The following is a 23,437-nucleotide window of genomic DNA, read 5'->3' as shown; positions in this document are numbered from 1 at the left end:
CTTAAACTCCCAACTTCCAGGACAGCGTACGCAGCAAGTCTGCAAACACCCCTGCCGCAGTAACATCATTGCCCGCACCATAACCACGCAGGACCAGCGGCAGCGGTTGGTAATAGTGGCTATAAAACGCAAGGGCGTTTTCGCCGTTTTTCACTTTAAACAGTGGATCGTTACCGTCCACTTCGGCAATTTTCACCCGACAGGTGCCATCTTCTTCGATGTTGCCAACGTAGCGCAGCACTTTGCCTTCATCGCGCGCTTTCGCCACACGATCGGCGAAGTGATCATCAAGCTGCGGCAGACGCGCCATAAAACTTTCAACGTCACCGCTGTCGTCGAATGTAGCTGGCAACACAGGCTCAATCACAATATCGGAAAGCTCCAGCTCACGCCCGGTTTCACGAGCCAGGATCAGGAGCTTACGCGCCACGTCCATACCGGAAAGATCGTCACGCGGATCAGGTTCGGTGTAACCCATTTCGCGTGCGATCTTAGTCGCATCTGACAGGCTCATCCCTTCATCGAGTTTACCGAAAATAAACGACAGCGAGCCAGAAAGAATGCCGGAGAAACGTTGTAACTCATCACCCGCATTGAGCAGGTTTTGCAGGTTTTCGATAACCGGCAAGCCCGCACCCACGTTGGTGTCATAGAGGAACTTACGGCGTGATTTCGCCGCCGCATGGCGCAACTGATGGTAGTAAGCCATCGACGAGGTGTTGGCCTTTTTGTTGGGCGTCACCACATGGAAACCTTCGCGCAGGAAGTCGGCATACTGATCGGCCACTGCCTGGTGTGACGTACAATCTACAATAACCGGGTTCAGCAGGTGGTATTCCTTCACCAGACGAATCAAACGGCCCAGGTTGAAAGGCTCTTTGGCCTCGGCAAGCTCAGACTGCCAGTTTTCCAGATTTAACCCGTGTACGTTGGTAAGCAACGCTTTCGAGTTTGCCACGCCGCAGACGCGCAAATCGATATGTTTACTTTTGAGCCATGCCTGCTGACGCTTAAGCTGTTCGAGCAGCGCACCACCAACACCGCCCACGCCAATCACAAACACTTCAATAACCTGGTCGGTATTGAACAGCATCTGGTGGGTGACGCGTACACCCGTAGTGGCATCATCGTTGCTCACCACGACAGAAATCGAACGCTCGGAAGATCCTTGCGCGATCGCCACGATGTTGATATTAGCGCGCGCCAGTGCAGCAAAGAATTTCGCGGAAATACCACGCAGAGTACGCATGCCGTCACCCACGACAGAGATGATAGCCAGACGCTCCATCACGGCCAGCGGCTCCAGCAATCCTTCTTTCAGTTCCAGATAAAATTCATCGCCCATTGCACGCTGCGCGCGGACGCAATCGGATTGCGGTACACAGAAGCTGATGCTGTATTCAGAGGAGGACTGGGTAATCAGCACGACAGAAATACCCGCACGCGACATCGCGGCAAACACGCGCGCCGCCATGCCAACCATGCCTTTCATCCCCGGACCTGAAACACTGAACATCGCCATGTTATTCAGATTGGAAATACCTTTGACCGGCAGGCCATCCTCATCAGAGGTGGCGCCAATCAGAGTACCAGGTGCCTGCGGGTTACCGGTATTTTTAATGAGGCAAGGGATCTGGAACTGAGCGATAGGGGTAATGGTACGCGGGTGAAGCACTTTCGCACCGAAGTAGGAGAGTTCCATCGCTTCCTGGTACGACATGGATTTCAGCAGACGGGCATCCGGCACCTGGCGTGGATCACAGGTGTAGACGCCGTCAACATCGGTCCAGATTTCGCAACAATCCGCACGCAGGCAGGCAGCCAGAACCGCAGCGGAGTAATCAGAACCATTACGCCCCAGAACAACCAGCTCACCTTTTTCGTTTCCGGCAGTGAACCCTGCCATCAACACCATATGGTCGGACGGGATACGGCTGGCGGCGATGCGGCGCGTTGACTCCGCAATATCCACCGTAGACTCAAGATAGTGCCCAATAGCCAGCAGTTTCTCGACCGGATCAATCACACTCACCTTATGACCGCGCGCTTCAAGCAACCCCGCCATAATGGCGATGGAGAGCTTTTCGCCACGGCAGATCAGCGCCGCATTGATGCTGTCAGGGCACTGCCCCAGCAGGCTTATCCCATGCAAGACGTGTTTGATCTGCGCAAATTCTTGTTCGACAAAGGTTTTTAACTGTGCGAGGGGAAAACCAGGCTGTGCATCCGCCAATCCTTGCAGTAGCTCAGAAAAAATACGTTCGGCATCGCTAATATTTGGTACGGCATCCTGACCTCCGATCGTTTTTTCGATCATGGCGACCAGGTGATTGGTGATTTTCGCCGGGGCAGATAACACAGTTGCCACCTGCCCCTGCCTGGCATTGCTCTCCAGGATGTCGGCAACACGCAGAAACCTTTCCGCATTTGCCACTGATGTACCGCCGAACTTCAACACTCGCATGGTATTACCCCTTGATCTTTGCTCGAAAAAAAAGCCCGCACTGTTCAGGTGCGGGCTTTTTTCTGTGTTTCCTGTACGCGTCAGCCCGCACCGTTACCTGTGGTAATGGTGGTGGTAATAATAATGGTGACGGTGCTGGTGCGTTTCATGGATGTTGTGTGCTCTGTAATTTTATTCTGTCTGTGCTCTGCCTATATTGGTTAAAGTATCTGCCGCCTTAAGTCAACGAATTTTTAGTTTTCAGCTATTTTGCGCAACCTTCCGCTACGCCCGCGACTTATTGACTTATCATAGGTAAAGACCATACAAACCGCACCATTGCAGTGACTTAATCCATAAAACATTCTTATGGCAGTGATTTACTCGGCGAGTTTTTTTTCAATGTCGTGGAGCAAACGGTGCAACATTGCGGTGTCTCGCTGCTCCAGCATCCCCACACGCTGATCCAGCCAGTCGGCCATTTTCATGTCATCCGCCACATCGAGTTTTTCGAGCAACGCGCGCGCCCGCAGACGTAAAGCACGAAGCTGGTTATCATCACGTTGCGTTACCACTTTGGGAGCATTTTGTATTAAAGATGCTAATTGATAACAATAAACCATGACGGCCTGCCCCAGATTGAGTGAAGGATAATCGGCCACCATCGGCACACCCGTCAAAATGTCTGCAAGCGCCAGTTCGTCATTTGTCAGGCCCGAATCTTCCCGGCCAAACACCAGTGCGGCGGCGGGGAGCCACGCGCTTTTTTCCGCCAGAAGCGGTACCAGTTCCGCAGGCGTTGCGTAGTAATGGAATTTCGCGCGACTTCGCGCCGTCGTGGCGACGGTGAATGAAATATCGTCCAGCGCATCGGATAATGCAGAATAAGTTTTAATATTATCAAGCACATCCCCGGCACCATGTGCGACACGGCGAGCGCCTTCCTGTAAATGGGCATCGCTGTCGACAATGCGCAGATCTGTGAAACCCATCGTTTTCATCGCGCGCGCGGCAGCGCCAACATTCTCCGCTCTGGCGGGAGAAACCAATACAATGGCCAGGTGCATTTTTACTCTCTTTTTTATCATACCGACGCGCGAGCGAAGGTTAATGTCAGCATATTTCGCGTCGAGAATTTACAATTTTGTAACAGCAATCACTGAATTTCGTCTTGCCAACGGTTAAAAAAAGCTAAACTGTTGACTGGCGGTATTAACCGCTGAAATGTTAACAGAAAGTGCTTATCCCTATGTTTCTTCATGGCATTTTAATTATGAATCTGAATCTCCTATTGGATTCAACTTATTTATCAATTAATATCCGCAACTAGTTGGTTTATTGAAAAATTGTGATAATCGCTAGCATTTAGATATCAAGATTTCACCAAACTGTTAACGTGCTACAATTGAACTTGATATATGTCAACGAAGCGTAGTTTTATTGGGTGTCCCTTGCGTCTTAGCCTGTTATGTTGCTGTTAAAATGGTTAGGATGACAGCCGTTTTTGACACTGTCGGGTTCAAAGGGAAAGTGCCCACGACCAAGCTAATGATGTTGTTGACGTTGATGGAAAGTGCATCAAGAACGCAATTACGTACTTTAGTCATGTTACGCCGTTCATGTTAATTTGCGACATGTACCAGGCTGGTCAGGGACTTTTGTACTTCCTGTTTCGATTTAGTTGGCAATTTAGGTAGCAAACATGCAGACCCCGCACATTCTTATCGTTGAAGACGAGTTGGTAACACGCAACACGTTGAAAAGCATCTTCGAAGCGGAAGGTTACGATGTCTTTGAAGCGACAGATGGCGCTGAAATGCATCAGATCCTCTCCGAAAATGATATCAACCTGGTGATTATGGATATCAATCTGCCAGGTAAAAATGGCCTTTTACTTGCCCGTGAATTACGCGAACAAGCGAATGTCGCACTGATGTTCCTGACCGGTCGTGACAACGAAGTAGACAAAATCCTGGGCCTCGAAATCGGTGCGGATGACTACATCACCAAACCGTTTAACCCGCGTGAACTGACTATCCGTGCGCGTAACCTGCTGTCCCGTACCATGAATTTGGGCACCATCAGCGAAGAGCGCCGCAGTGTCGACAGCTATAAGTTTAATGGCTGGGAACTGGATATTAACAGCCGCTCACTGATCAGCCCTAATGGCGAACAGTATAAGCTGCCGCGTAGCGAATTCCGTGCGATGCTGCATTTCTGCGAAAACCCGGGCAAGATCCAATCCCGCGCCGAATTGCTGAAAAAAATGACCGGGCGTGAGCTGAAACCACACGACCGTACGGTTGACGTCACCATCCGTCGCATCCGTAAGCATTTTGAATCCACGCCGGACACACCGGAAATCATCGCGACGATCCACGGTGAAGGTTACCGTTTCTGCGGTGATCTGCAGGAATAATCCTCCTTCAAAAAAAGCGGCGCCTGGCGCCGCTTTTTTTATTTCCATATCCGTAGTTCTTCATCGACAGGAACCTGGCTTTCTACGGGCTTTTTCACCGCCCGCGAAAGGGAGTACCAGTCGAAGCGCCGTGTCAGTATCATCACGGTACTCAGTGCCGCAAACAGTACGCCTGTTCCCAGTAACAACGCGCTGTCTTCGGAATTCAACAAACTCCACATTACGCCATAGAGCACCAATAGCGCACCGCTAAACGGCAGGCTGGCACGCCAGCTTTTCATCACGCCTTGCAAATAGATACCGTTGATCGTCGCCCCCAGTCCACTGGCAATAATCCACGCCCAGGTAAAGCCGACATGCTCTGACAACGCCAGCAGGACCAGATAGAACATCACCAGCGATAATCCCACCAGCAGATACTCCATGGGGTGCATTTGCCGCCCGGTAAGACTTTCAAAGACGAAAAACGCGGCGAAAATGAGGGCAATAAGCAAAATCGCATATTTTACCGCTCTGTCCGTCAGTTGGTACTGATCCGCAGGCGTGGCGATATTGACGCTGAATGCAGGCAGGCGCCACTCATTGTCGCTGCTCAGACTCAGGACATCACGGATTTTGCTATCCAGGTTATTGGCAAACCACGTACTTTGCCAGCGCGCCTGGTAACCCGCAGGGGTAACTTCGCGTTTCGCAGGCAGAAAGTCACCGGTGAAGCCGGGGTGAGGCCAGTCCCCCATCAGCGCCATTTCGCTGTTTCTGCCAAGTGGGACCACGGAAAATGCGCCGGTGCCATTAAGACTAAATGAAGCGTTTAGTTTGATATTTTTTTGCGTAATACCCGGCGCAGTCAGTGGAACGTGGATACCCTGTAAGTCGCTCATCAGCCCCGATCCCGGCTCTACGCTGAGCGATTCACCGTTCACCTTCATCGCCCGTATTTGCCCGATCCCTCGGGCATCACTCAGGGCAAACACGACAAACGGCTCGCCCAGTTGCCTGGTATCACTCGCCTCCAGCCCGGCACGTTTTGGGTCAAACTCTGCGTTTATACTGATATCCCCATGCCAGACTTGCCCTTCGTAGATACCCACCTGGCGGTTTTCGACTTGCTGTTTCCCCTCGACCATAAGCGACTCAGGTAGCCAGAAACGGATATAGCTTTTCGAACGGCGAACCTCCCTGGGCGGTTCATCTCCCGTCGACTCCAGCGAAGTCACAACATCCGTCACCGGAATCGCAATCAGCGGACCAATCAACTTTTGCGGCCCGGCGCTACTTTGCCGCAGCGTATCGGCGACCTCATTACGGTAGTCGCCTCTCTCTTTGATTAAATTGCCAACCATTATCAGTGGGATCAGCAACAGACAAATGCACCCTGCCAGGGTGGTAATTTTCCAGAATAACGGTGATTTCAACATAGCCCCTCCATTGTGTTGCGCGCAGAGTAACGGGGCTATAAGAGGAGAATTTGAAGTTATGTGAAGTGACGGTGAAGTGTCAGTCGCGCCTCTGCGCCACCCTGCGGCAGGTTACATACCTGAATAGTTCCCTGGTGCAAACGCGCTACCTCCTGCACCAGGGCCAGCCCAAGTCCACTGCTCTTTTGTCCATTCTCTCGGGGCAATGAGTAAAACCGTTCAAAGATCCGCTCAAGGGCGTAATCCGGAATACCCGGCCCGTTATCGCATACGGTGAAGACGACATGTTCAGCGTGTTCGTGAGCGCGCAGCGAAATATGCCCGTCGCGAGGGGTAAAATCGATCGCATTGTCGAGCAGATTGCCCAATGCCTGGCTAAGCAGCCCGGCATCCGCTTCGACGACAAGCTGCCCCGCATCGCATTCCAGGGTCAGATTTTTAGCGGACAGCACCACGTTACGTTCGTCCTCAAGCTGTCGGAACAGAGCGTCAACAGGGATGGATGTTGTTACTACTTCCTGACGATTTTCGAGCTTCGCTTGCTGTAGCAGCTTCTCAACCAGCATCTGCATCCGCGCATTTTGCGCCAGGATATTGTTAGTAAAACGGGTGGTGATATCCGGCGGCGGGTTCTCATGGAGAATTTCTGCCGCGCCGCGTATGGCCGCCAGCGGGCTTTTAAGTTCATGGGTAAGCGCGTAGACGTACTGCTCAATATAATTTTTTCCTTCGAGCTTAAGGCGCATACTCTCCAGCGCCTGCGCCAGCTTACGCAGCTCGCTACTTCCCAGGTCGGGAAGAGGTAAAGGATTTTTTTCGCTCACGGCATCCGCATAGCGTGTCAGCTTGCCGATGGAACGGTTAATCCACAGCGTCACCCCAAACCCAATCACCAGAGCAATCCCCAGTAAGGCCGCGCTGGCCCAGAGCATGCGCCGCTCACTGCGTTTGATGACCGGGGCAATCGCACTATTAGGTTTGCCCACGCTCAAAACGCCGATAATGCGCCCCTGGTCAGTAACGGGAGCCGCCACATACATCACCGTACTTTCCGGATCGTTAGGATCGGAAGGTGTACTGCGCGCGCCATATTTACCGCGCAGCGTCAGCCAGACATCGTTCCAGCGGGAATAATCCTGACCTACGGCCTGGCCCGCAGAATCAAAAACGACCTTACCCAGCGCATCCGTCATGTAGACATGGTATTCGTTACGTACTTTGCGAATGCCGCTGATATTGGCGTTAATGTTGCTTTGGTTGAGCGAAGTGAACGCCTCTGCCAGCTTGCCATTTTGCGCCTGTCCGGAGAGCAAATCATCGTGCGCTACCTCGGCCAGCAGCGTGGCGGTATCAATGAGCGTGCCTTCGGTTGCCCGCCTGACGCCCGGTTTGATCTCCTGGACAAAAATCGACAACACAAACCAGGCGGCAACCGCCACAAGGAGAAAGTAGCCCAGCAACAATCGCATCCCGATACGCATTAGCGGATGCCCAGGCTGTAACCCATACCGCGATGAGTATTAATCGGTGACAATTCGCTATTCACCGCACGCAATTTGGCGCGCAGCGTTTTGATATGGGTATCGACAGTGCGATCGAAGCTCTCTTCGGCATCGGTCCAGACGAGATCCATGAGTTGCTGGCGTGAGAAAACCCTGCCCGGCGCATGCAGCAGGGTTTTTAACAGCAGAAATTCATAGCGTGTAAGGGGGAGAATATCGCCACACCAGCGAACGATAGCCGCCTCTTCGTCCAGTTCGAATTGCCCGACACGAAGAAGAGAAGATTGCACCGTGGCTTTCTGGAAGCGGCGCAGCACGGTACGTACTCGGGCGCAAACTTCCCTTGGCGAAAACGGTTTGGCGATATAATCATCAGCCCCCATTTCCAGTCCCAGCAATTTGTCGATCTCGTCGCTACGCGCGGTCAGAAACAGCACCGGCAGCCCCGGCGCCCTGGCCAGCAAACGGCGGCACAGCTCAAAACCACTGATGTCCGGCAGCCCGACATCCAGGATCGCCAGGTCCGGCAACTGCCGCGCCGCCGCGTCAAGAACAGGCAGTCCCCGCTCAAATGACGTGACGGCGAACCCATCCTGCTGCAGCATATAAATCAGCGTCTCGGCAATACTTGCCTCATCTTCAACCAGCCAGATTCGCGGTTGTGGCATCTCCATTCCTTTTTATTTACTCCACGGCATAATCGGCACCGCACTCAGTGCGTTTTTCGGGGAACCTTCCACCACTTTATCGGAATAGGTCAGATAAACCAAAGAGTTACGTTTGCTGTCATAAAAGCGGACCACCTGAAGTTTCTTAAACACCAGCGAGGTACGTTTCTGGAAGACCACATCGCCCTGGGCTTTCCCATTTTTAATCTTATCACTGAGTTCGATTGGCCCTACCTGCTGGCAGGAAATCGCCGCATCGGATGTATCCTCCGCCAGGCCCAGCCCCCCTTTAATGCCGCCCGTTTTTGCCCGGCTAATGTAACAGGTCACATTTTGCACATCAGGATCGTCAAAGGCTTCCACCACAATTTTGTGATCCGGGCCGAACATTTTAAACACAGTGTCTACTGAGCCAATCTGTTCCGCCTGCGCAGAACCCCACAGCAACGCTAATGAGGAAAGTATTAAACGTGTGTATTTCATATTGTTACCATTTTTGAATATAACGTTGAGCGACTATTCTCGGGTTTAAGAGGAAAAGGTTTATAGATCACCAATTTACAAAAATTATCATGAAAATCAGACACAATGAGCACTAATGCACAAAAAAAACACTGAATGCTAAAACGCCAAACAGTGGTATTATCCATCCCCTGGTATCAGGCGTAAGCCGTTTTAAGGATGAGGATATTTTATGGATCAGGCTGGGATTATTCGTGATCTACTTACCTGGCTGGAAAGCCACCTGGATCAGCCATTGTCGTTAGATAATGTGGCGGCAAAAGCGGGTTATTCCAAGTGGCATCTGCAAAGGATGTTCAAAGACGTAACGGGCCATGCGATTGGCGCTTATATTCGCGCGCGCCGCCTGTCGAAGTCTGCTGTTGCTTTGCGTCTGACCTCGCGCCCCATTCTGGATATCGCCCTGCAGTACCGCTTTGACTCTCAGCAAACCTTTACCCGCGCGTTTAAAAAGCAGTTTAATCTGACGCCCGCGCTGTATCGCCGTTCACCTGACTGGAGCGCCTTCGGCATTCGTCCGCCGCTGCGCCTGGGTGAGTTTGCCATGCCGAGACATGAATTTATCACCCTTCCGGATATGCAGCTCATCGGTACAACGCAGAGCTATACCTGCTCGCTGGAAGAAATTTCCGATTTCCGCAACCAGATGCGTATCCAGTTCTGGCGTGACTTTTTAGGCAATTCACCCACTATCCCGGCTGAGATGTATGGCCTGCATGAACCGCGACCAAGCCTTGAGAAAGATGACGAGCAAGAGGTGTTTTACACCACCGCTTTAACGCCGGAGATGGCGAATGGCTACATGCATAATGCCCAGCCAGTGAAGCTTGAAGGCGGTGAGTATGTCATGTTCTTCTATGAAGGCCCGGGCACGGGCGTGCAGGAGTTTATCCTGACCGTCTACGGTACCTGCATGCCGATGCTGAATCTGACACGCCGTAAAGGTCAGGATATTGAGCGTTTCTACCCGCAGGAAGATGCGCGGGCGCAAGAGCCACCGCTTTACATCCGCTGCGAGTATCTGATTCCCGTCCGCCGTTAACGCTGCAGTTCATCCAGCGCAGGGGCGTCCAGATGTGAGACGTCTCCTGCCGTTTCCACTACCCATCCCGACGCCAGCCATGCGCTATCCTGATAATCGATACGGGAAATAGAGCAGTTACGCAAGCGCAGTCGGCGCTCAGCATACGCCGGAAGCCCCAGAATGGTGCTGACCAGACAGCCCAGGGCCATGCCGTGGCTGACGATCATCGGGCGGCTACCCTGCGGTAACTCCAGCGTGGTCGCAAGGGCAGCATGCATACGATCGGCAAGCTCCTGCATCGACTCGCCGCCGGGAATGCGCCCCCCTGCGGTGCCATTTACCAGTTGGCGACGCCAGCCTTCTTCTTCTTCGGTCAGGGTTTCAAGATTGCGCTGTTCGAGCACGCCCATATCGAGTTCACGCAGGCGCGAGTCGAGGGTGATATCGCAGCCACAGAGCTCTGCAATGATTTCAGCCGTGCGACGTGTACGTCCGAGATCGCTGGCAATAATATGGGTGATGCCCAGCGCTTTCGCGCGTTCAGCCACCTGCCATGCCTGCTGCTCGCCTTTTTCGGTTAACGGACTGTCTGAATGGCCTTGAATACGACGCTCGGCGTTCCACTGCGTTTCACCGTGGCGGACAAGGTATACCTGTAACATGCTTTTATATCCATTATACTGCGATGAAGTTTATTATATGAGGAAGGCCTTACCCGTCATGCAGACAGAACTGGTCTCATTACGGGCAGCCAGCTATTGATTATGCACCATGTTGTCGCTGCTACCACAAACCCCGCCAAAATTCGGGCTATTCTGCACGCTTTTAACGAGATTTTCGGTGAAGACGCCAGCCGCATCGATGCTATTGCTGTTGAAAGCGGTGTACCGGAACAGCCTATGGGCAGTAAAGAGACGCTTGAAGGCGCACGTAACCGTGTCGAAAATGCCCGCCACGCCTGTCCGAATGCGGACTTTTGGGTAGCTATCGAAGCCGGAATTGATGAAGGCAGCACGTTTAGCTGGGTCGTCATCGAAAGTCGCGACCAGCGCGGCGAAGCCCGCTCTGCCACCCTGCCCTTGCCTGAGGTGATTCTGCAAAAGATCCGTGCCGGGCAAGCGCTTGGTCCGGCGATGTCGGCATATACCGGTATTGATGAAATTGGGCGCAAAGATGGCGCAATTGGCGTGTTTACCGCCGGAAAATTGACGCGCGCCAGCGTCTATCATCAGGCCGTGATACTGGCATTAAGCCCCTTTCACAATGCGGTCTATCGCTGATCGTTAAGCAGCGTCTGCTCCAGCCATAAACGCAGGTCGGCTGGCGCCGCTTTCAGGCTGTTGGATCCCCGGGTGATCGTGGCAATACCCGCCCCGAGTTCACTTTTGAGTTCTCGTTGACTCATCTCTCCGCGCAACAACTCTTCGATAATACGTACGCGGGTACCCAGCGCTTCACGTTCATCGGGGGTGAGCATCAGGTTAAGTAACGGAAGATGTAGATCCTGTTCGTAAGACTGCCTGACGAGTTCAACAAAGCGAAGCCATTCCTGGTGACGCTGTTCGGCCATGGCCGCTGAATAAGGTGATTGCTGGGTCATAATATGCCGCCGTTATGCTATGTACTCGCTTGAGAGTACACAGCATAACACAAACCACAGAAATCAGTAACGACGCTGCCACTCCGCGTCCGTCAGCACAGGCCCTTTGTTGCCATTGATAAAGAAACGGTAATACGCGTCATAGGCCAGCACGTTTTTCACATAACTACGGGTTTCAGAAAAGGGGATGCTCTCAATAAAGGCCACCGCGTCAATGCGTCCACCGCTGTTGTTCAGCCAGGTGCGCACCCTGCCCGGCCCGGCGTTGTACGCCGCGGATGAGAAGATGCGGTTGTTACCAAACTGCTGATAGACATATTGCAGATAGCTGGTACCGATGTTGATATTCACTTCCGGTTCCAGCAATTGAGCCGCGTTACTGTAACCTGGAATGTTAAACATCTTCACCGTATGCGTTGCCGTGCCCGGCATGATCTGCATTAACCCACTAGCCCCAACCGGGGAGCGTGCTTTCGGGTTCCAGGCGCTCTCCTGACGAGAGATCGCCATTGCATAGCTTTGCGGAATATCTTTCCCGCTCGTATAGCGGGCATACAAGTCGCTGTAGGCCAGCGGGAATCGCTCTTCGAGTTGATCCCACAACTTACCGGCAATAGTCGCCTGTACGCTCAGATCCCACCAGTGCTGGTTAAAGGCATAGCGCGCCAGTTGCGCCTGCTCCTGCACACTGCGGCTGGTGATCAAATTGGCCCACTCGCTACGGGCAGTGTTGTCCTGATTCCAGTACATAAGCTCGCGCACACGGGACATTTCAGGTCCGTTTGCCAGCGCAGGATCGATGTTGCCCGGCGCTTTATCGATTTTCATGGTGTACTCTTCACCCAGCCGCTGGGCCGCCGCCATCGGGTAGAACCCACGTTGTTGCATGAGCGCATGCAGGATCTCTTTCGCCTCGGCGTCACGCCCACGTTCCAGCAGCAGGTCGGCCTGCCAGTAGCGCCACTCATCCTTCTCTTTTGCTTCCATCGGTAAGCGCGCAAGCCAGGTATTCAGCCCACGGCGGTCGCCGTTGCCGATAGCCATCCGCACCCGCCGTTCAACGATCGAAATGGACTGCGAACGCATGATGGCGTCATCGCGCCAGCGCGCCTGTTCGCTGGTCACGTCATTGCCCATCAAACGCCATGCGACAATGTCACGCAGCGCTTGCGTCTGATCTTCATTCAGTTGTTGCGCCTGCACCAGCGACGGGATCATCAACCGGGCATTTTCCACATCATCACGCGCGACGCTTTCGAACGCTTCAGCCGCCATCTGGCGGGTAAAATCGGTCGCCCCCGTGGTACGGGCGAAAGTCATGACACTGCCAGGATTATTGGCAAGCGTAATGATGGCAGAAGAGATGGTCTGATAATCCGGGGGCATCTGGCCCGCCAGCAGAATAACCAGTCGGGTATTGCCCGCTTTCATAGCCAGACGGATACGTTCCAGAAACGCCAGCGGGTCTTGCGTGCCGGAAGCACGCCATGCGCCAAACAACCGGTCACAGGCGTTTGGCTGGCTGTTTCCTGTCAGCCACAACTCCTTCGCCCCCTGCCAGGCCTCGTCTGCCTGCCCGGTGTTCCATTTCGCAAAGTAGTAGTTACATTGCGCTTCCGTTGTCGTGGGTTTTTCCGGGCTGAATGCCAGCAGACCACGCCAGTCTTCCCGACGTGCCAGCTCGTTGATAAAACGTGTTTTCAGCGTGCGGGCCGGCGGCAATGTGGGGTTTGCCTGAATAAAATTGGTTACCGTTACGGCGGGTTGGTTCATCAGATCATCGGTTATCTGCCGGTACTGCAGATAAGGGTATAGCGGATAGTTTTGCAGCCCTGGCATCAGTTGCGATACCACATCCATCTGCTTGTTATCCCATGCCTGTTTGATCTGAGCATAGCGATTACGTTGTTCATCCAGTGAGTCCGCTCGCGCCACATTGCTGAGGGACAGCAAACAAATACTGGCCGCCAGAAAACGCCAGGCGGCATGTTTAGCTCTCTGCACAGCTTATTCCCCTTATAAAAACGATACCTACAGCGTCATGCCGCATCATGCCTTAATGCTAACCGCGCCCGCCGTAACGCGCCACGTAATGCACACTTTTTTACCTTTCTTGTGTCATTTAACACTACGGGTGCTGCTGGCTGGGATTGAGCACGGAAAACGGCTACACTTCGCCTTTGAAAACTATCACCATTCATTAGCCCTGAATAATTCAGGTTGCAAGGCGGCGGCAAAGGAATGAATCCTGGCCGGCATCAGCAACCTGATGGATGAAGGGATAAAAAGAGGCGAAGTCCAACGTGGCTCAATTCGTTTATACCATGCATCGTGTCGGCAAAGTGGTTCCGCCGAAACGTCATATTCTGAAAAATATCTCGCTGAGTTTCTTCCCTGGCGCAAAAATCGGTGTGCTGGGCCTTAACGGTGCCGGTAAATCTACCCTGCTGCGCATCATGGCTGGCATTGACACCGATATTGAAGGTGAAGCCCGCCCACAGCCTGGTCTGAAAATCGGCTACCTGCCGCAGGAACCGCAGCTAAACCCGGAACAGACCGTGCGTGAATCCGTTGAAGAAGCGGTTTCCGAGGTGGTGAACGCGCTGAAAGGTCTGGACGAAGTGTATGCGAAATATGCTGAACCGGACGCTGACTTCGATAAACTCGCGGCACAACAAGGCAAGTTTGAAGAGATTATCCAGGCGCACGACGGCCATAACCTGAACGTGCAACTTGAGCGCGCCGCTGACGCACTGCGCCTGCCGGACTGGGACGCGAAAATCGCTAACCTCTCCGGTGGTGAGCGCCGCCGCGTTGCGCTGTGCCGTCTGCTGCTTGAAAAACCAGACATGTTGCTGCTCGACGAACCGACTAACCACCTGGACGCCGAGTCTGTCGCCTGGCTGGAACGCTTCCTGCACGACTTCGAAGGCACCGTGGTGGCAATCACCCACGACCGTTACTTCCTCGACAACGTTGCCGGTTGGATCCTCGAACTGGACCGCGGCGAAGGCATTCCGTGGGAAGGCAACTACTCCTCCTGGCTGGAGCAAAAAGATCAGCGTCTGGCGCAGGAAGCCTCTCAGGAAGCGGCGCGTCGTAAATCCATCGAGAAAGAACTTGAGTGGGTTCGTCAGGGCGCGAAAGGCCGTCAGTCTAAGGGCAAAGCCCGTCTGGCGCGCTTTGAAGAGCTTAACAACGTCGAATATCAGAAACGTAACGAGACCAACGAACTGTTTATTCCGCCAGGCGCACGTCTGGGGGATAAAGTGGTGGAAGTCAGCAATCTGCGTAAGTCCTACGGCGACCGCGTGCTGATTGACGACCTGAGTTTCTCCGTACCGAAAGGCGCTATCGTCGGGATCATCGGCCCGAACGGCGCGGGTAAATCGACCCTGTTCCGTATGATGTCCGGTCAGGAACAGCCTGACGCCGGTTCAATCACCCTGGGTGAAACCGTCAAGCTGGCCTCCGTTGATCAGTTCCGCGACGCCATGGATAACAGCAAAACCGTATGGGAAGAAGTGTCCGGCGGACTGGATATCATGAAGATCGGTAATACCGAGATGCCGAGCCGCGCCTACGTGGGCCGCTTTAACTTTAAAGGCGTTGACCAGGGCAAGCGCGTTGGCGAGCTGTCCGGCGGTGAGCGTGGTCGTCTGCACCTGGCGAAACTGTTGCAGGTTGGCGGTAACGTGCTGCTGCTCGATGAACCGACCAACGACCTGGATATCGAAACCCTGCGCGCGCTGGAAAACGCCCTGCTGGAGTTCCCTGGCTGCGCGATGGTTATCTCGCACGACCGTTGGTTCCTTGACCGTATCGCGACCCACATTCTGGATTATCAGGATGAAGGTAAGGTGGAGTTCTTCGAAGGTAACTTTACCGAATACGAAGAGTACAAGAAACGCACCCTCGGCGCAGATGCGCTGGAGCCGAAGCGTATCAAGTACAAGCGTATTTCAAAATAAACAGCAAAAAGGCAGCGCAAGCTGCCTTTTTAATGGGAGAGGGCATCAGACCGCACAAGGTCAAAGCAAGTAGCCCGGCTAAGTGAAACGCCAGCCGGGGCATGTCCGGATGACGGCGTAAACGCCTTACCCGGCTGCTAATCCCCCATCAACTCTTTTACCAGTTCCACGCAGTGCAGAAACCGGGAATCATAATCAGGTTCTTCCACATGCCGCCATGTAATATTGTTCTCTTTGAGCATATCCACCAGCATCTGCTGGAACTCGCTGCGATCCACTGAACTGCCCAGGCTTCTCAACCCGTCGGCAACCCATGGCGTATTATTTTCCAGTAGAATCACCAGGTCGAAACGGTATTCATCGATCATCGCCTGCACAAAAGGGTGCTCACGCCCTTCATACTTCACGCAAAACGCCTGCGTAGTGACAAAGTCCGTGTCGATAAAAGCCACTTTATTGGCATATTTAACAGCAAAATCAATATACTGCGCCTGCCCCAATGCAATCTTGTCATAGTCGGAATATTGCAGCGCCATCTCATCGCCGCCAAGATGGGAGAAGACATAATCCCGCCCATACTCCCACGCGCTGGTGGTATTGAAGATATTCGCGAGCTTATTGACCAGCGTCGATTTCCCGCTGGATTCCCCTCCCAGTATCGCCACGGTGCGCACGAAAAACGGCTTCACTTCGGTCGGAATGTAATCCCAGTAGCGGAACGGATTCTCACGAATGAGCGCGCCGCTGATATTCATAAAAGTGCGTTTGGGATCGATAAGCACCGTTTCAATACCCAGGTGCTCAAGATACTGGGGAGCGTCCGCCTCTTCCGAACTGTAGATCCAGTCAGGCTGAATGCCCTTTTCATCCATAAAGGCTTTAATGCCTTTACTCCAGACATCCCAGCCATGCGGGTAAGGCTCCATTCCCTCTTCATTAAACGCATGAATACGAATGTTTTTCTGATATTTGAAGGTCTGCAGCAGCCAACGCAGGCGGTCGCTGATGGTCGGCTGCTGGGACATCGCGCTGTCTTCAAACAGTTCGCGGTCACGCTTCTCGTCATACCCCATCACAATATGCAGCTCATCCACCTGACTACAGGCACGCTGAATCAGGTAGATATGCCCGGTATGCAGCGGGTAAAACTTACCAAACACCACGCCAACGCTTTTTTCCCGACGCGGAAATTCTAATCCGAGGAAACGGTGCAGCGCCTCGAGTTTTTGCGCGCTGGGACTTTTGATTTTGGCATTCAGGAGCTGGCTCAAATAGCCTTTGGTCATGCCGCTGGCGTCGGCCACCTGCTGCAACGTGCAGCCTTTCTGACGGATTGCGGTCTTGAGATAGTCGAATGACGACACGAGTGCCTCCTGCTGGCTGAACCTGCCTGGCAGCATCAACGTGCCAGGCCTATTATGCAAAATTCCCTATGCATTTCGGGGCAGGAGGCGGGGAATAAACGCAGCCATCACACCTGCCGCCAGAAAGACGACGGGAATGTAATTATAAGTCGTCAAAGACGCTTAGTGCATCTGCGAGTTTTTTAACACCGAAGACCTGCATCCCTTCTGGTGGTTTTTTCGGCACATTCGCGGCAGGTACAATGGCGCGTCGGAAGCCATGTTTCGCGGCTTCGGAAATACGCTCTTGCCCGCTGGGCACCGGGCGGATCTCACCCGCCAGCCCAACCTCGCCAAAGACCACCAGGTCCTGTGGCAGAGGCCGGTCGCGCAGGCTCGACACCATAGCCAGCAACAACGCCAGGTCCGCGCTGGTTTCCGTCACTTTTACGCCGCCGACAACGTTGACGAATACATCCTGGTCGGCCATCTGCAGACCGCCGTGGCGATGCAGCACCGCCAACAGAATGGCAAGACGGTTCTGCTCAAGCCCGACAGCAACACGCCGGGGATTGGACATCATCGAGTGATCCACCAGCGCCTGAATCTCTACCAGCAGCGGACGCGTGCCTTCCCAGACCACCATCACCGAGCTGCCGGAGGTCACTTCATCGCCACGGCTAAGGAAGATGGCGGACGGGTTACTCACTTCCCGTAGCCCTTGTTCGGTCATCGCAAAGACGCCCAACTCGTTGACCGCGCCAAAGCGGTTCTTATGGCTGCGCAGCGTACGGAAACGAGAGTCCGCATCGCCATCCAGCAATACTGAACAGTCAATACAGTGCTCAAGGACTTTCGGCCCCGCCAGCGAGCCATCTTTGGTCACGTGCCCGACCATGACAATCGCCACCCCGCGCGTTTTCGCGAAGCGCGTAAGATAAGCCGCCGTTTCACGCACCTGCGCCACGCTACCGGGAGAAGACTGAATATCTGCCATGTGCATGACCTGGATGGAGTCAATAACCATCAGCTTCGGCTGCTCTTCATCGGCAATCTGGCAGATTTGCTCAATGCTGGTTTCCGACAACATATTCAGATTGGCAGTCGGCAGGCCAAGACGGTGCGCGCGCATCGCCACCTGCTGCAACGACTCTTCCCCGGTGACGTACAGCGTTTTCATCTGTTCCGCGAGTCTGCACAGGGTTTGTAGCAGAAGCGTCGATTTACCTGCGCCGGGGTTACCGCCAATCAGGATTGCGCTTCCCGGCACCACGCCGCCGCCCAACACGCGGTCGAACTCTTTAAAACCGGTCGAAAAACGCGGCAAGGCTTCCAGGCTGATATCGGAAAGTTTCTGTACTTTCGACGCGCCCGCATTGCCAGCATACCCGCTTAAGCGCTCATTACGCGCCACGACAGGCGAGGCGGCCACACGCACTTCGGTAATCGTGTTCCAGGCATGGCAGGCGCTACATTGCCCCTGCCAGCGGGGATAATCGGCACCACATTCATTACAGACAAATGCGCGTTTTGGAGCTTTCGCCACAGAGACCTCGTTATTTCTTCGCCAGACTGGCTGAGAGAATGCAGAACACCCCCATCAAATCAGCGTGACGGATGGTGACTTCCGCTTTTTCATTTACTTTCGGTTTCGCGTGAAAGGCGATACCTAACCCGGCGGCTTTAATCATCGGCAGATCATTAGCACCGTCGCCAATGGCGATCGTTTGAGTCGCCGGAATCTCATTTTCCTGCGCCAGACGCTTGAGGGTATTGGCTTTGTACTGCGCGTCCACAATGTCGCCCAGCACGTTGCCGGTGAACTTACCGTCAACCACTTCCAGATGGTTGGCTACCGCCGCTGTCAGGCGCAGCATCTCGCGCAGGTGATCGGCAAAGAAGGTAAAGCCGCCAGAAGCAATCGCCACTTTCCAGCCCAGCGCTTCCAGTTTTAACACCAGTTGCGTAAGGCCCGGCATCAGGGGCAGGCTATCGCGAACCTGATGCAGGATGTTTGCGTCAGCCCCTTTGAGCGTTGCCACACGTTGACGCAGGCTGGCCGTGAAGTCCAGCTCACCGCGCATGGCGCGTTCTGTCACTTCCGATACCATTTCGCCCGTACCGGCCAGTTTAGCGATTTCATCAATGCACTCAATTTGAATCGCGGTTGAGTCCATATCCATCACCATCAGGCCCGGATGACGCAGAGACGGAATTTTACCGAGCGGCGCAACGTCCAGCCCTTCATCATGTGCCAGGCGGGTAGCACGCGGGGTGAGTGAACCGGCAAGGCGGATAACCTGATAATCTTCCACACACCAGGCGGCCACGATCACCATTGCCGCGCCCAGTTTACGTTGCCAGGCGGTCAAACGTTCTTTATTCAGGGCGCGTCCATACAGAAGCCAGCCGCTACGACCCGCGTGATAATCCAGGGGCATGACCTCATCGCCACTTAAAGAGAGCGGCAACCCAGGCCACTGTGAAACGTCGTTGGGCAGGTCGCACCAGGTCAAATTATTCGGCATTACAGCTCCTGTAGGGGTATGTGCTGAGGTAAAAATAACGCATGAGGCTACCTTGTAACCAGCGCTTCTGGCAACATTAAGCCGCAAATTTTCAACAGGTGGAATATGGCTCGCGCAAAACTCAAATTCCGGCTTCATCGTGCCGTGATCGTGCTCTTCTGTCTGGCGCTGCTGGTCGCCCTTATGCAGGGCGCATCCTGGTTCAGTCAGAATCACCAGCGTCAGCGCAATCCGCAGCTTGAAGAGCTGGCCCGCACGCTGGCGAAACAGGTCACGCTAAACCTTGCGCCACTGATGCGCGCGGAAACGCCTGACGATAAGCGTATCAGCGTTGTGCTACGGCAATTGACCGAGGAGAGCCGAATTCTCGATGCAGGCGTCTATGACGAACGCGGCGATCTGATTGCCCGGTCTGGCGAAAGCATTGATGTGCGCGACAGGCTGGCGCTGGACGGCAAAAAAGCCGGGGGCTATTTCAACCAGCAGATCGTCGAGCCGATTCAGGGCAAAAACAGTCCGCTGGGCTACCTGCGTTTAACGCTGGATACCCATACGCTGGCGACGGACGCCAAACAGGTCGACAACACCACCAATATTTTACGCCTGATGCTGCTACTTTCACTGGCGATAGGCGTCGTACTGACCCGTACGCTGTTGCAGGGGAAGCGTACCCGCTGGCAACAGTCTCCCTTCCTGCTTACCGCCAGCAAGCCGGTGCCGGAAGAGGAAGAGAACGAAAAGAAAGTGTAATCTACCTACACCCTACGGATTTCACGTTGCAGCCCGCGCAGTAGCAACGTGAAAAACGGCGCTTTTTCAGGAAAGGAAATCTGCCATGTCCACACTGCGTCTGCTTATCTCTGATTCTTATGATCCCTGGTTCAACCTGGCGGTGGAAGAGTGTATTTTCCGTCAGATGCCCGCCACCCAGCGGGTACTTTTTCTCTGGCGTAACGCCGATACGGTAGTTATCGGGCGGGCACAGAACCCGTGGAAGGAGTGCAATACCCGGCGCATGGAAGAAGACAATGTGCGTCTGGCGCGGCGCAGTAGCGGCGGCGGCGCGGTGTTCCATGATTTAGGCAATACCTGCTTCACCTTTATGGCAGGCAAGCCGGAGTACGACAAAACGATTTCTACCGCGATTGTGTTGCAGGCGCTGAACTCGCTGGGCGTGACGGCAGAAGCGTCCGGGCGTAACGATCTGGTGGTCAAAACGCCGGAGGGCGATCGTAAGGTCTCAGGCTCCGCCTACCGCGAAACCAAAGATCGCGGTTTCCATCACGGCACACTGTTGCTCAATGCCGACCTCAGCCGCCTGGCCAACTATCTCAACCCGGATAAGAAGAAGCTCCAGGCTAAAGGCATTACCTCTGTGCGTGGGCGCGTGGCGAATCTGGTCGATCTGTTGCCGGGGATCAGCCATGAGCGTATCTGCGATGCGGTGACGGAAGCCTTCTTCGCCCACTACGGTGAGCGCGTGCAAGCCGAGGTGATTTCACCGGATAAGACCCCGGACCTCCCCAATTTCGCGGAAACCTTTGCCCGCCAGAGCAGTTGGGAGTGGAATTTTGGTCAGGCGCCTGCGTTCAGCCACTTGCTGGATGAGCGCTTTAGCTGGGGCGGTGTGGAGCTGCATTTTGACGTGGAGAAAGGGCATATCACCCGCACACAGGTGTTCACCGACAGCCTGAATCCCGCCCCGCTGGAGGCACTGGCGGCACGCCTGCAGGGTTGTTTGTACCGGGCGGATATGCTGGCACAGGAGTGTGATGCGCTTTTAGGTGATTTCCCGGAGCAAGAAAATGAGCTGCGGGAGCTGTCGGCGTGGATTGCACAGGCCGTGCGCTAGGTGCGGTCTGGTGCCCTCACCCCAGCCCTCTCCCACAGGGAGAGGGAGGGAAGAGACAGAATCACTCTTTATCGCCCAGCAGAACAGATTCCAGCGCGATTTTGATCATGTCGTTGAACGTGGTCTGACGCTCGGCAGAGGTGGTCTGCTCGTGGGTACGGATATGGTCAGAAACGGTACAGATGGTCAGCGCTTTCGCACCGAACTCTGCGGCAACGCCGTAAATACCGGCCGCTTCCATTTCCACGCCAAGAATGCCGTATTTTTCCATAACGTCGAACATCTCGCCGCCGTCCGGTGCATAGAACAGATCCGCTGAGAAGATGTTACCGACGCGGGCATCTACACCCAGCGCTTTGGCAGCATCAACAGCGTTACGCACCATACCAAAGTCAGCAATTGCTGCAAAATCATGGTCTTTAAAACGCATACGGTTGACTTTAGAGTCCGTGCACGCGCCCATACCGATGACGATATCACGCAGTTTCACGTCCATACGTACCGCGCCGCAGGAGCCCACACGGATGATTTTTTTCACGCCGAAATCGGTGATCAGCTCTTTCGCGTAGATGGAGCAGGATGGGATACCCATACCATGACCCATTACGGAGATTTTGCGGCCTTTATAGGTACCGGTGTAACCCAACATGCCGCGCACGTTGTTCACTTCACGGATATCTTCGAAAAAAGTTTCAGCAATGTGCTTCGCGCGCAGCGGGTCGCCCGGCATCAATACGACGTCAGCGAAATCACCCATTTCTGCATTAATGTGAGGAGTTGCCATCTTCAGTTCCTTTTCATTTTAAATTCTCCCTCTCCCTGTGGAAGAGGGCTGGGGTGAGGGCATCAGACCGCACCCGTATTTCCCGCAGGAGAGAGTCGGGGTAAGGGCATCAAACGATGCCCATTCCCAAATCAAAGCATATTTTTGCCGTAGTCCATGGGTGACGTACCGAAGTACGACGCAATAGTCTGGCCGATATCGGCGAAAGTTTCACGGTGACCGAGTGAGCCCGGTTTCACTTTCGGGCCGTAGATCAGCACCGGGATGTGCTCGCGGGTATGATCGGTGCCCTGCCAGGTCGGGTCACAGCCGTGGTCAGCGGTCAGGATCAGAATGTCATCTTCCCCCACCAGCTCCATCAGCTCCGGCAAACGATGGTCGAACAGCTCCAGACCACTCGCATAACCGGCGACATCGCGACGGTGGCCCCATGATGAGTCGAAATCAACGAAGTTGGTAAAGACGATTGTCTTATCACCCGCGCTTTTCATCTCTTTCACGGTGGCGTCAAACAGCGCATCCAGGCCTGTTGCTTTCACTTTTTTGGTGATACCGCAGTTGGCATAGATGTCCGCGATTTTACCCACGGAAACCACCTGACCATCTTTCTCATCGACCAGTTTTTGCAGCACGGTCGCTGACGGCGGCTCAACGGCCAGGTCATGGCGGTTACCGGTGCGCTGGAAGTTACCGGCTTTATCGCCAACGAACGGACGGGCGATCACGCGACCAATGTTGTAACCCCCTTCGGTCAACTCAACGCGTGCGATTTCGCACAGCTCGTAGAGTTTATCCAGACCAAATGTCTCTTCATGGCAGGCAATCTGGAACACGGAGTCGGCAGAGGTATAGAAAATCGGCTTGCCGGTTTTCATGTGCTCTTCGCCCAGTTGGTCAAGGATGACCGTACCGGAAGAGTGGCAGTTGCCGAGGTAGCCTGGCAGATTTGCGCGTTCGACCAGTTTATCCAGTAGTTCCTGTGGGAAGCTGTTTTCATGATCGGAGAAATAGCCCCAGTCAAACAGTACCGGTACACCAGCGATTTCCCAGTGGCCAGACGGGGTATCTTTACCGGAAGAGAGCTCATGCGCCCAGGCGTATGCGCCCACCACTTCCGCGTTGCCGTCCATTCCGGCTGCGATTTTACCGGTAGAACCTTCATGTGCTTTCACCAGGCCCAGGCGGGTCAGGTTTGGCAGGTGCAACGGGCCTTTACGACCGTTGTCCGCTTCGCCTTTGGCACAGGCTTCTGCGATGTGACCCATGGTATCGGAACCCACGTCACCAAAACGCTCGGCATCTTCTGTTGCGCCGATGCCGAAGGAGTCCAGCACCATAATAAATGCACGTTTCATATTGTTCT

Annotated in this window: 22 protein-coding genes and 1 other annotated feature; of the genes, 6 read left to right on the top strand and 16 right to left on the bottom strand. The window is 54.1% G+C overall.

Annotated elements, in window-relative coordinates:
- Position 1 precedes the first annotated feature (1 nt).
- The 4 genes from thrA to yjjY all read right to left on the bottom strand — a co-directional run bounded on the left by thrA (position 2) and on the right by yjjY (position 4,050).
- On the bottom strand, positions 2–2,464 hold the full coding sequence (gene thrA / locus IP582_RS03320) for a bifunctional aspartate kinase/homoserine dehydrogenase I (protein WP_039078273.1): 2,463 nt from the start codon (positions 2,462–2,464) through the stop codon (positions 2–4).
- A gap of 24 nt (positions 2,465–2,488) precedes the next feature.
- Positions 2,489–2,606: a sequence feature (Thr leader region), on the bottom strand.
- Positions 2,545–2,613 carry a thr operon leader peptide gene (gene thrL, locus IP582_RS03315; RefSeq protein WP_071846003.1) on the bottom strand — a complete coding sequence of 23 codons (69 nt, stop codon included), beginning with the start codon at positions 2,611–2,613 and terminating at the stop codon, positions 2,545–2,547. It overlaps the preceding feature by 62 nt.
- Before the next feature lie 210 nt (positions 2,614–2,823).
- Entirely contained in the window at positions 2,824–3,510 is a 687-nt protein-coding gene (locus IP582_RS03310; RefSeq protein WP_193795069.1) for a tRNA/rRNA methyltransferase, read from the bottom strand.
- 399 nt (positions 3,511–3,909) lie between these two features.
- The gene (yjjY, locus tag IP582_RS03305; protein WP_086870418.1) at positions 3,910–4,050 is read right to left on the bottom strand and encodes a protein YjjY; all 141 of its coding nucleotides are present in this window, start codon (positions 4,048–4,050) and stop codon (positions 3,910–3,912) included.
- A 95-nt stretch (positions 4,051–4,145) separates the two neighbouring features.
- Between yjjY and arcA the strand changes: the two genes are divergently transcribed.
- On the top strand, positions 4,146–4,862 hold the full coding sequence (gene arcA / locus IP582_RS03300; RefSeq protein WP_039078271.1) for a two-component system response regulator ArcA: 717 nt from the start codon (positions 4,146–4,148) through the stop codon (positions 4,860–4,862).
- 38 nt (positions 4,863–4,900) lie between these two features.
- On the opposite strand, the gene creD is transcribed toward arcA, so the two are convergent.
- The 4 genes from creD to creA are packed head-to-tail and all read right to left on the bottom strand — an operon-like array spanning position 4,901 to position 8,933.
- A complete protein-coding gene (gene creD / locus IP582_RS03295; protein WP_193795068.1) occupies positions 4,901–6,280 on the bottom strand; it encodes a cell envelope integrity protein CreD in 1,380 nt (459 codons plus the stop codon).
- 56 nt (positions 6,281–6,336) lie between these two features.
- Entirely contained in the window at positions 6,337–7,761 is a 1,425-nt protein-coding gene (gene creC / locus IP582_RS03290; protein ID WP_193795067.1) for a two-component system sensor histidine kinase CreC, read from the bottom strand.
- Positions 7,761–8,450: a two-component system response regulator CreB gene (gene creB / locus IP582_RS03285; protein ID WP_039078268.1), complete on the bottom strand. Its 690-nt coding sequence runs from the start codon at positions 8,448–8,450 to the stop codon at positions 7,761–7,763. Before creB ends, creC begins: the two co-directional genes overlap by 1 nt.
- 12 nt (positions 8,451–8,462) lie before the next feature.
- A complete protein-coding gene (gene creA, locus IP582_RS03280; protein ID WP_039078267.1) occupies positions 8,463–8,933 on the bottom strand; it encodes a protein CreA in 471 nt (156 codons plus the stop codon).
- A gap of 211 nt (positions 8,934–9,144) precedes the next feature.
- Between creA and robA the strand changes: the two genes are divergently transcribed.
- A complete protein-coding gene (gene robA / locus IP582_RS03275) occupies positions 9,145–10,014 on the top strand; it encodes an MDR efflux pump AcrAB transcriptional activator RobA (RefSeq protein ID WP_039078266.1) in 870 nt (289 codons plus the stop codon).
- On the opposite strand, the gene gpmB is transcribed toward robA, so the two are convergent.
- Positions 10,011–10,658, bottom strand: coding sequence for a 2,3-diphosphoglycerate-dependent phosphoglycerate mutase GpmB (gene gpmB / locus IP582_RS03270; RefSeq protein WP_039078265.1), 648 nt, complete (start codon positions 10,656–10,658; stop codon positions 10,011–10,013). The two genes, robA and gpmB, sit on opposite strands and share 4 nt — an antisense overlap.
- A gap of 102 nt (positions 10,659–10,760) precedes the next feature.
- Here gpmB and yjjX point away from each other — a divergent pair, with 102 nt between their 5' ends.
- Positions 10,761–11,276, top strand: coding sequence for an inosine/xanthosine triphosphatase (gene yjjX, locus IP582_RS03265; protein WP_107223728.1), 516 nt, complete (start codon positions 10,761–10,763; stop codon positions 11,274–11,276).
- Here yjjX and trpR read toward each other — a convergent pair.
- The gene (gene trpR / locus IP582_RS03260; RefSeq protein ID WP_039078263.1) at positions 11,267–11,596 is read right to left on the bottom strand and encodes a trp operon repressor; all 330 of its coding nucleotides are present in this window, start codon (positions 11,594–11,596) and stop codon (positions 11,267–11,269) included. The two genes, yjjX and trpR, sit on opposite strands and share 10 nt — an antisense overlap.
- 63 nt (positions 11,597–11,659) lie before the next feature.
- Positions 11,660–13,600, bottom strand: a complete 1,941-nt coding sequence (gene sltY / locus IP582_RS03255) for a murein transglycosylase (protein WP_039078262.1) — start codon at positions 13,598–13,600, stop codon at positions 11,660–11,662.
- Between the two features lie 299 nt (positions 13,601–13,899).
- On the opposite strand from sltY, the gene ettA reads away from it, so the two are divergent.
- Complete coding sequence (ettA, locus tag IP582_RS03250) at positions 13,900–15,567, top strand: energy-dependent translational throttle protein EttA (RefSeq protein ID WP_039078261.1); 1,668 nt, start codon at positions 13,900–13,902, stop codon at positions 15,565–15,567.
- Positions 15,568–15,704: 137 nt separating this feature from the next.
- Here the strand turns inward: ettA and nadR are convergent, their stop codons facing one another.
- From nadR to serB, 3 genes are all read right to left on the bottom strand, one after another.
- Complete coding sequence (gene nadR / locus IP582_RS03245; protein WP_193795066.1) at positions 15,705–16,931, bottom strand: multifunctional transcriptional regulator/nicotinamide-nucleotide adenylyltransferase/ribosylnicotinamide kinase NadR; 1,227 nt, start codon at positions 16,929–16,931, stop codon at positions 15,705–15,707.
- 142 nt (positions 16,932–17,073) lie between these two features.
- Positions 17,074–18,456, bottom strand: a complete 1,383-nt coding sequence (gene radA, locus IP582_RS03240) for a DNA repair protein RadA (protein ID WP_039078260.1) — start codon at positions 18,454–18,456, stop codon at positions 17,074–17,076.
- A gap of 10 nt (positions 18,457–18,466) precedes the next feature.
- Entirely contained in the window at positions 18,467–19,438 is a 972-nt protein-coding gene (serB, locus tag IP582_RS03235; RefSeq protein WP_193795065.1) for a phosphoserine phosphatase, read from the bottom strand.
- 105 nt (positions 19,439–19,543) lie between these two features.
- On the opposite strand from serB, the gene IP582_RS03230 reads away from it, so the two are divergent.
- Together IP582_RS03230 and lplA are read left to right on the top strand one after the other, a co-directional pair.
- Positions 19,544–20,188, top strand: a complete 645-nt coding sequence (locus tag IP582_RS03230) for a YtjB family periplasmic protein (protein WP_193795064.1) — start codon at positions 19,544–19,546, stop codon at positions 20,186–20,188.
- 85 nt (positions 20,189–20,273) lie between these two features.
- A complete protein-coding gene (gene lplA / locus IP582_RS03225; RefSeq protein ID WP_193795063.1) occupies positions 20,274–21,290 on the top strand; it encodes a lipoate--protein ligase LplA in 1,017 nt (338 codons plus the stop codon).
- Positions 21,291–21,351: 61 nt separating this feature from the next.
- On the opposite strand, the gene deoD is transcribed toward lplA, so the two are convergent.
- Together deoD and deoB are read right to left on the bottom strand one after the other, a co-directional pair.
- Entirely contained in the window at positions 21,352–22,074 is a 723-nt protein-coding gene (gene deoD, locus IP582_RS03220; RefSeq protein WP_039078256.1) for a purine-nucleoside phosphorylase, read from the bottom strand.
- 131 nt (positions 22,075–22,205) lie between these two features.
- Complete coding sequence (gene deoB, locus IP582_RS03215) at positions 22,206–23,429, bottom strand: phosphopentomutase (RefSeq protein ID WP_193795062.1); 1,224 nt, start codon at positions 23,427–23,429, stop codon at positions 22,206–22,208.
- Positions 23,430–23,437: the final 8 nt, after the last annotated feature.

The organism is Citrobacter sp. BDA59-3 (assembly GCF_015167655.1).
In the GTDB taxonomy this organism is placed as follows: Bacteria; Pseudomonadota; Gammaproteobacteria; order Enterobacterales; family Enterobacteriaceae; genus Phytobacter; species Phytobacter diazotrophicus.
Note: the sequence above shows the minus strand (reverse complement) of the source record. Positions and strands in the feature narration are given on the sequence as shown.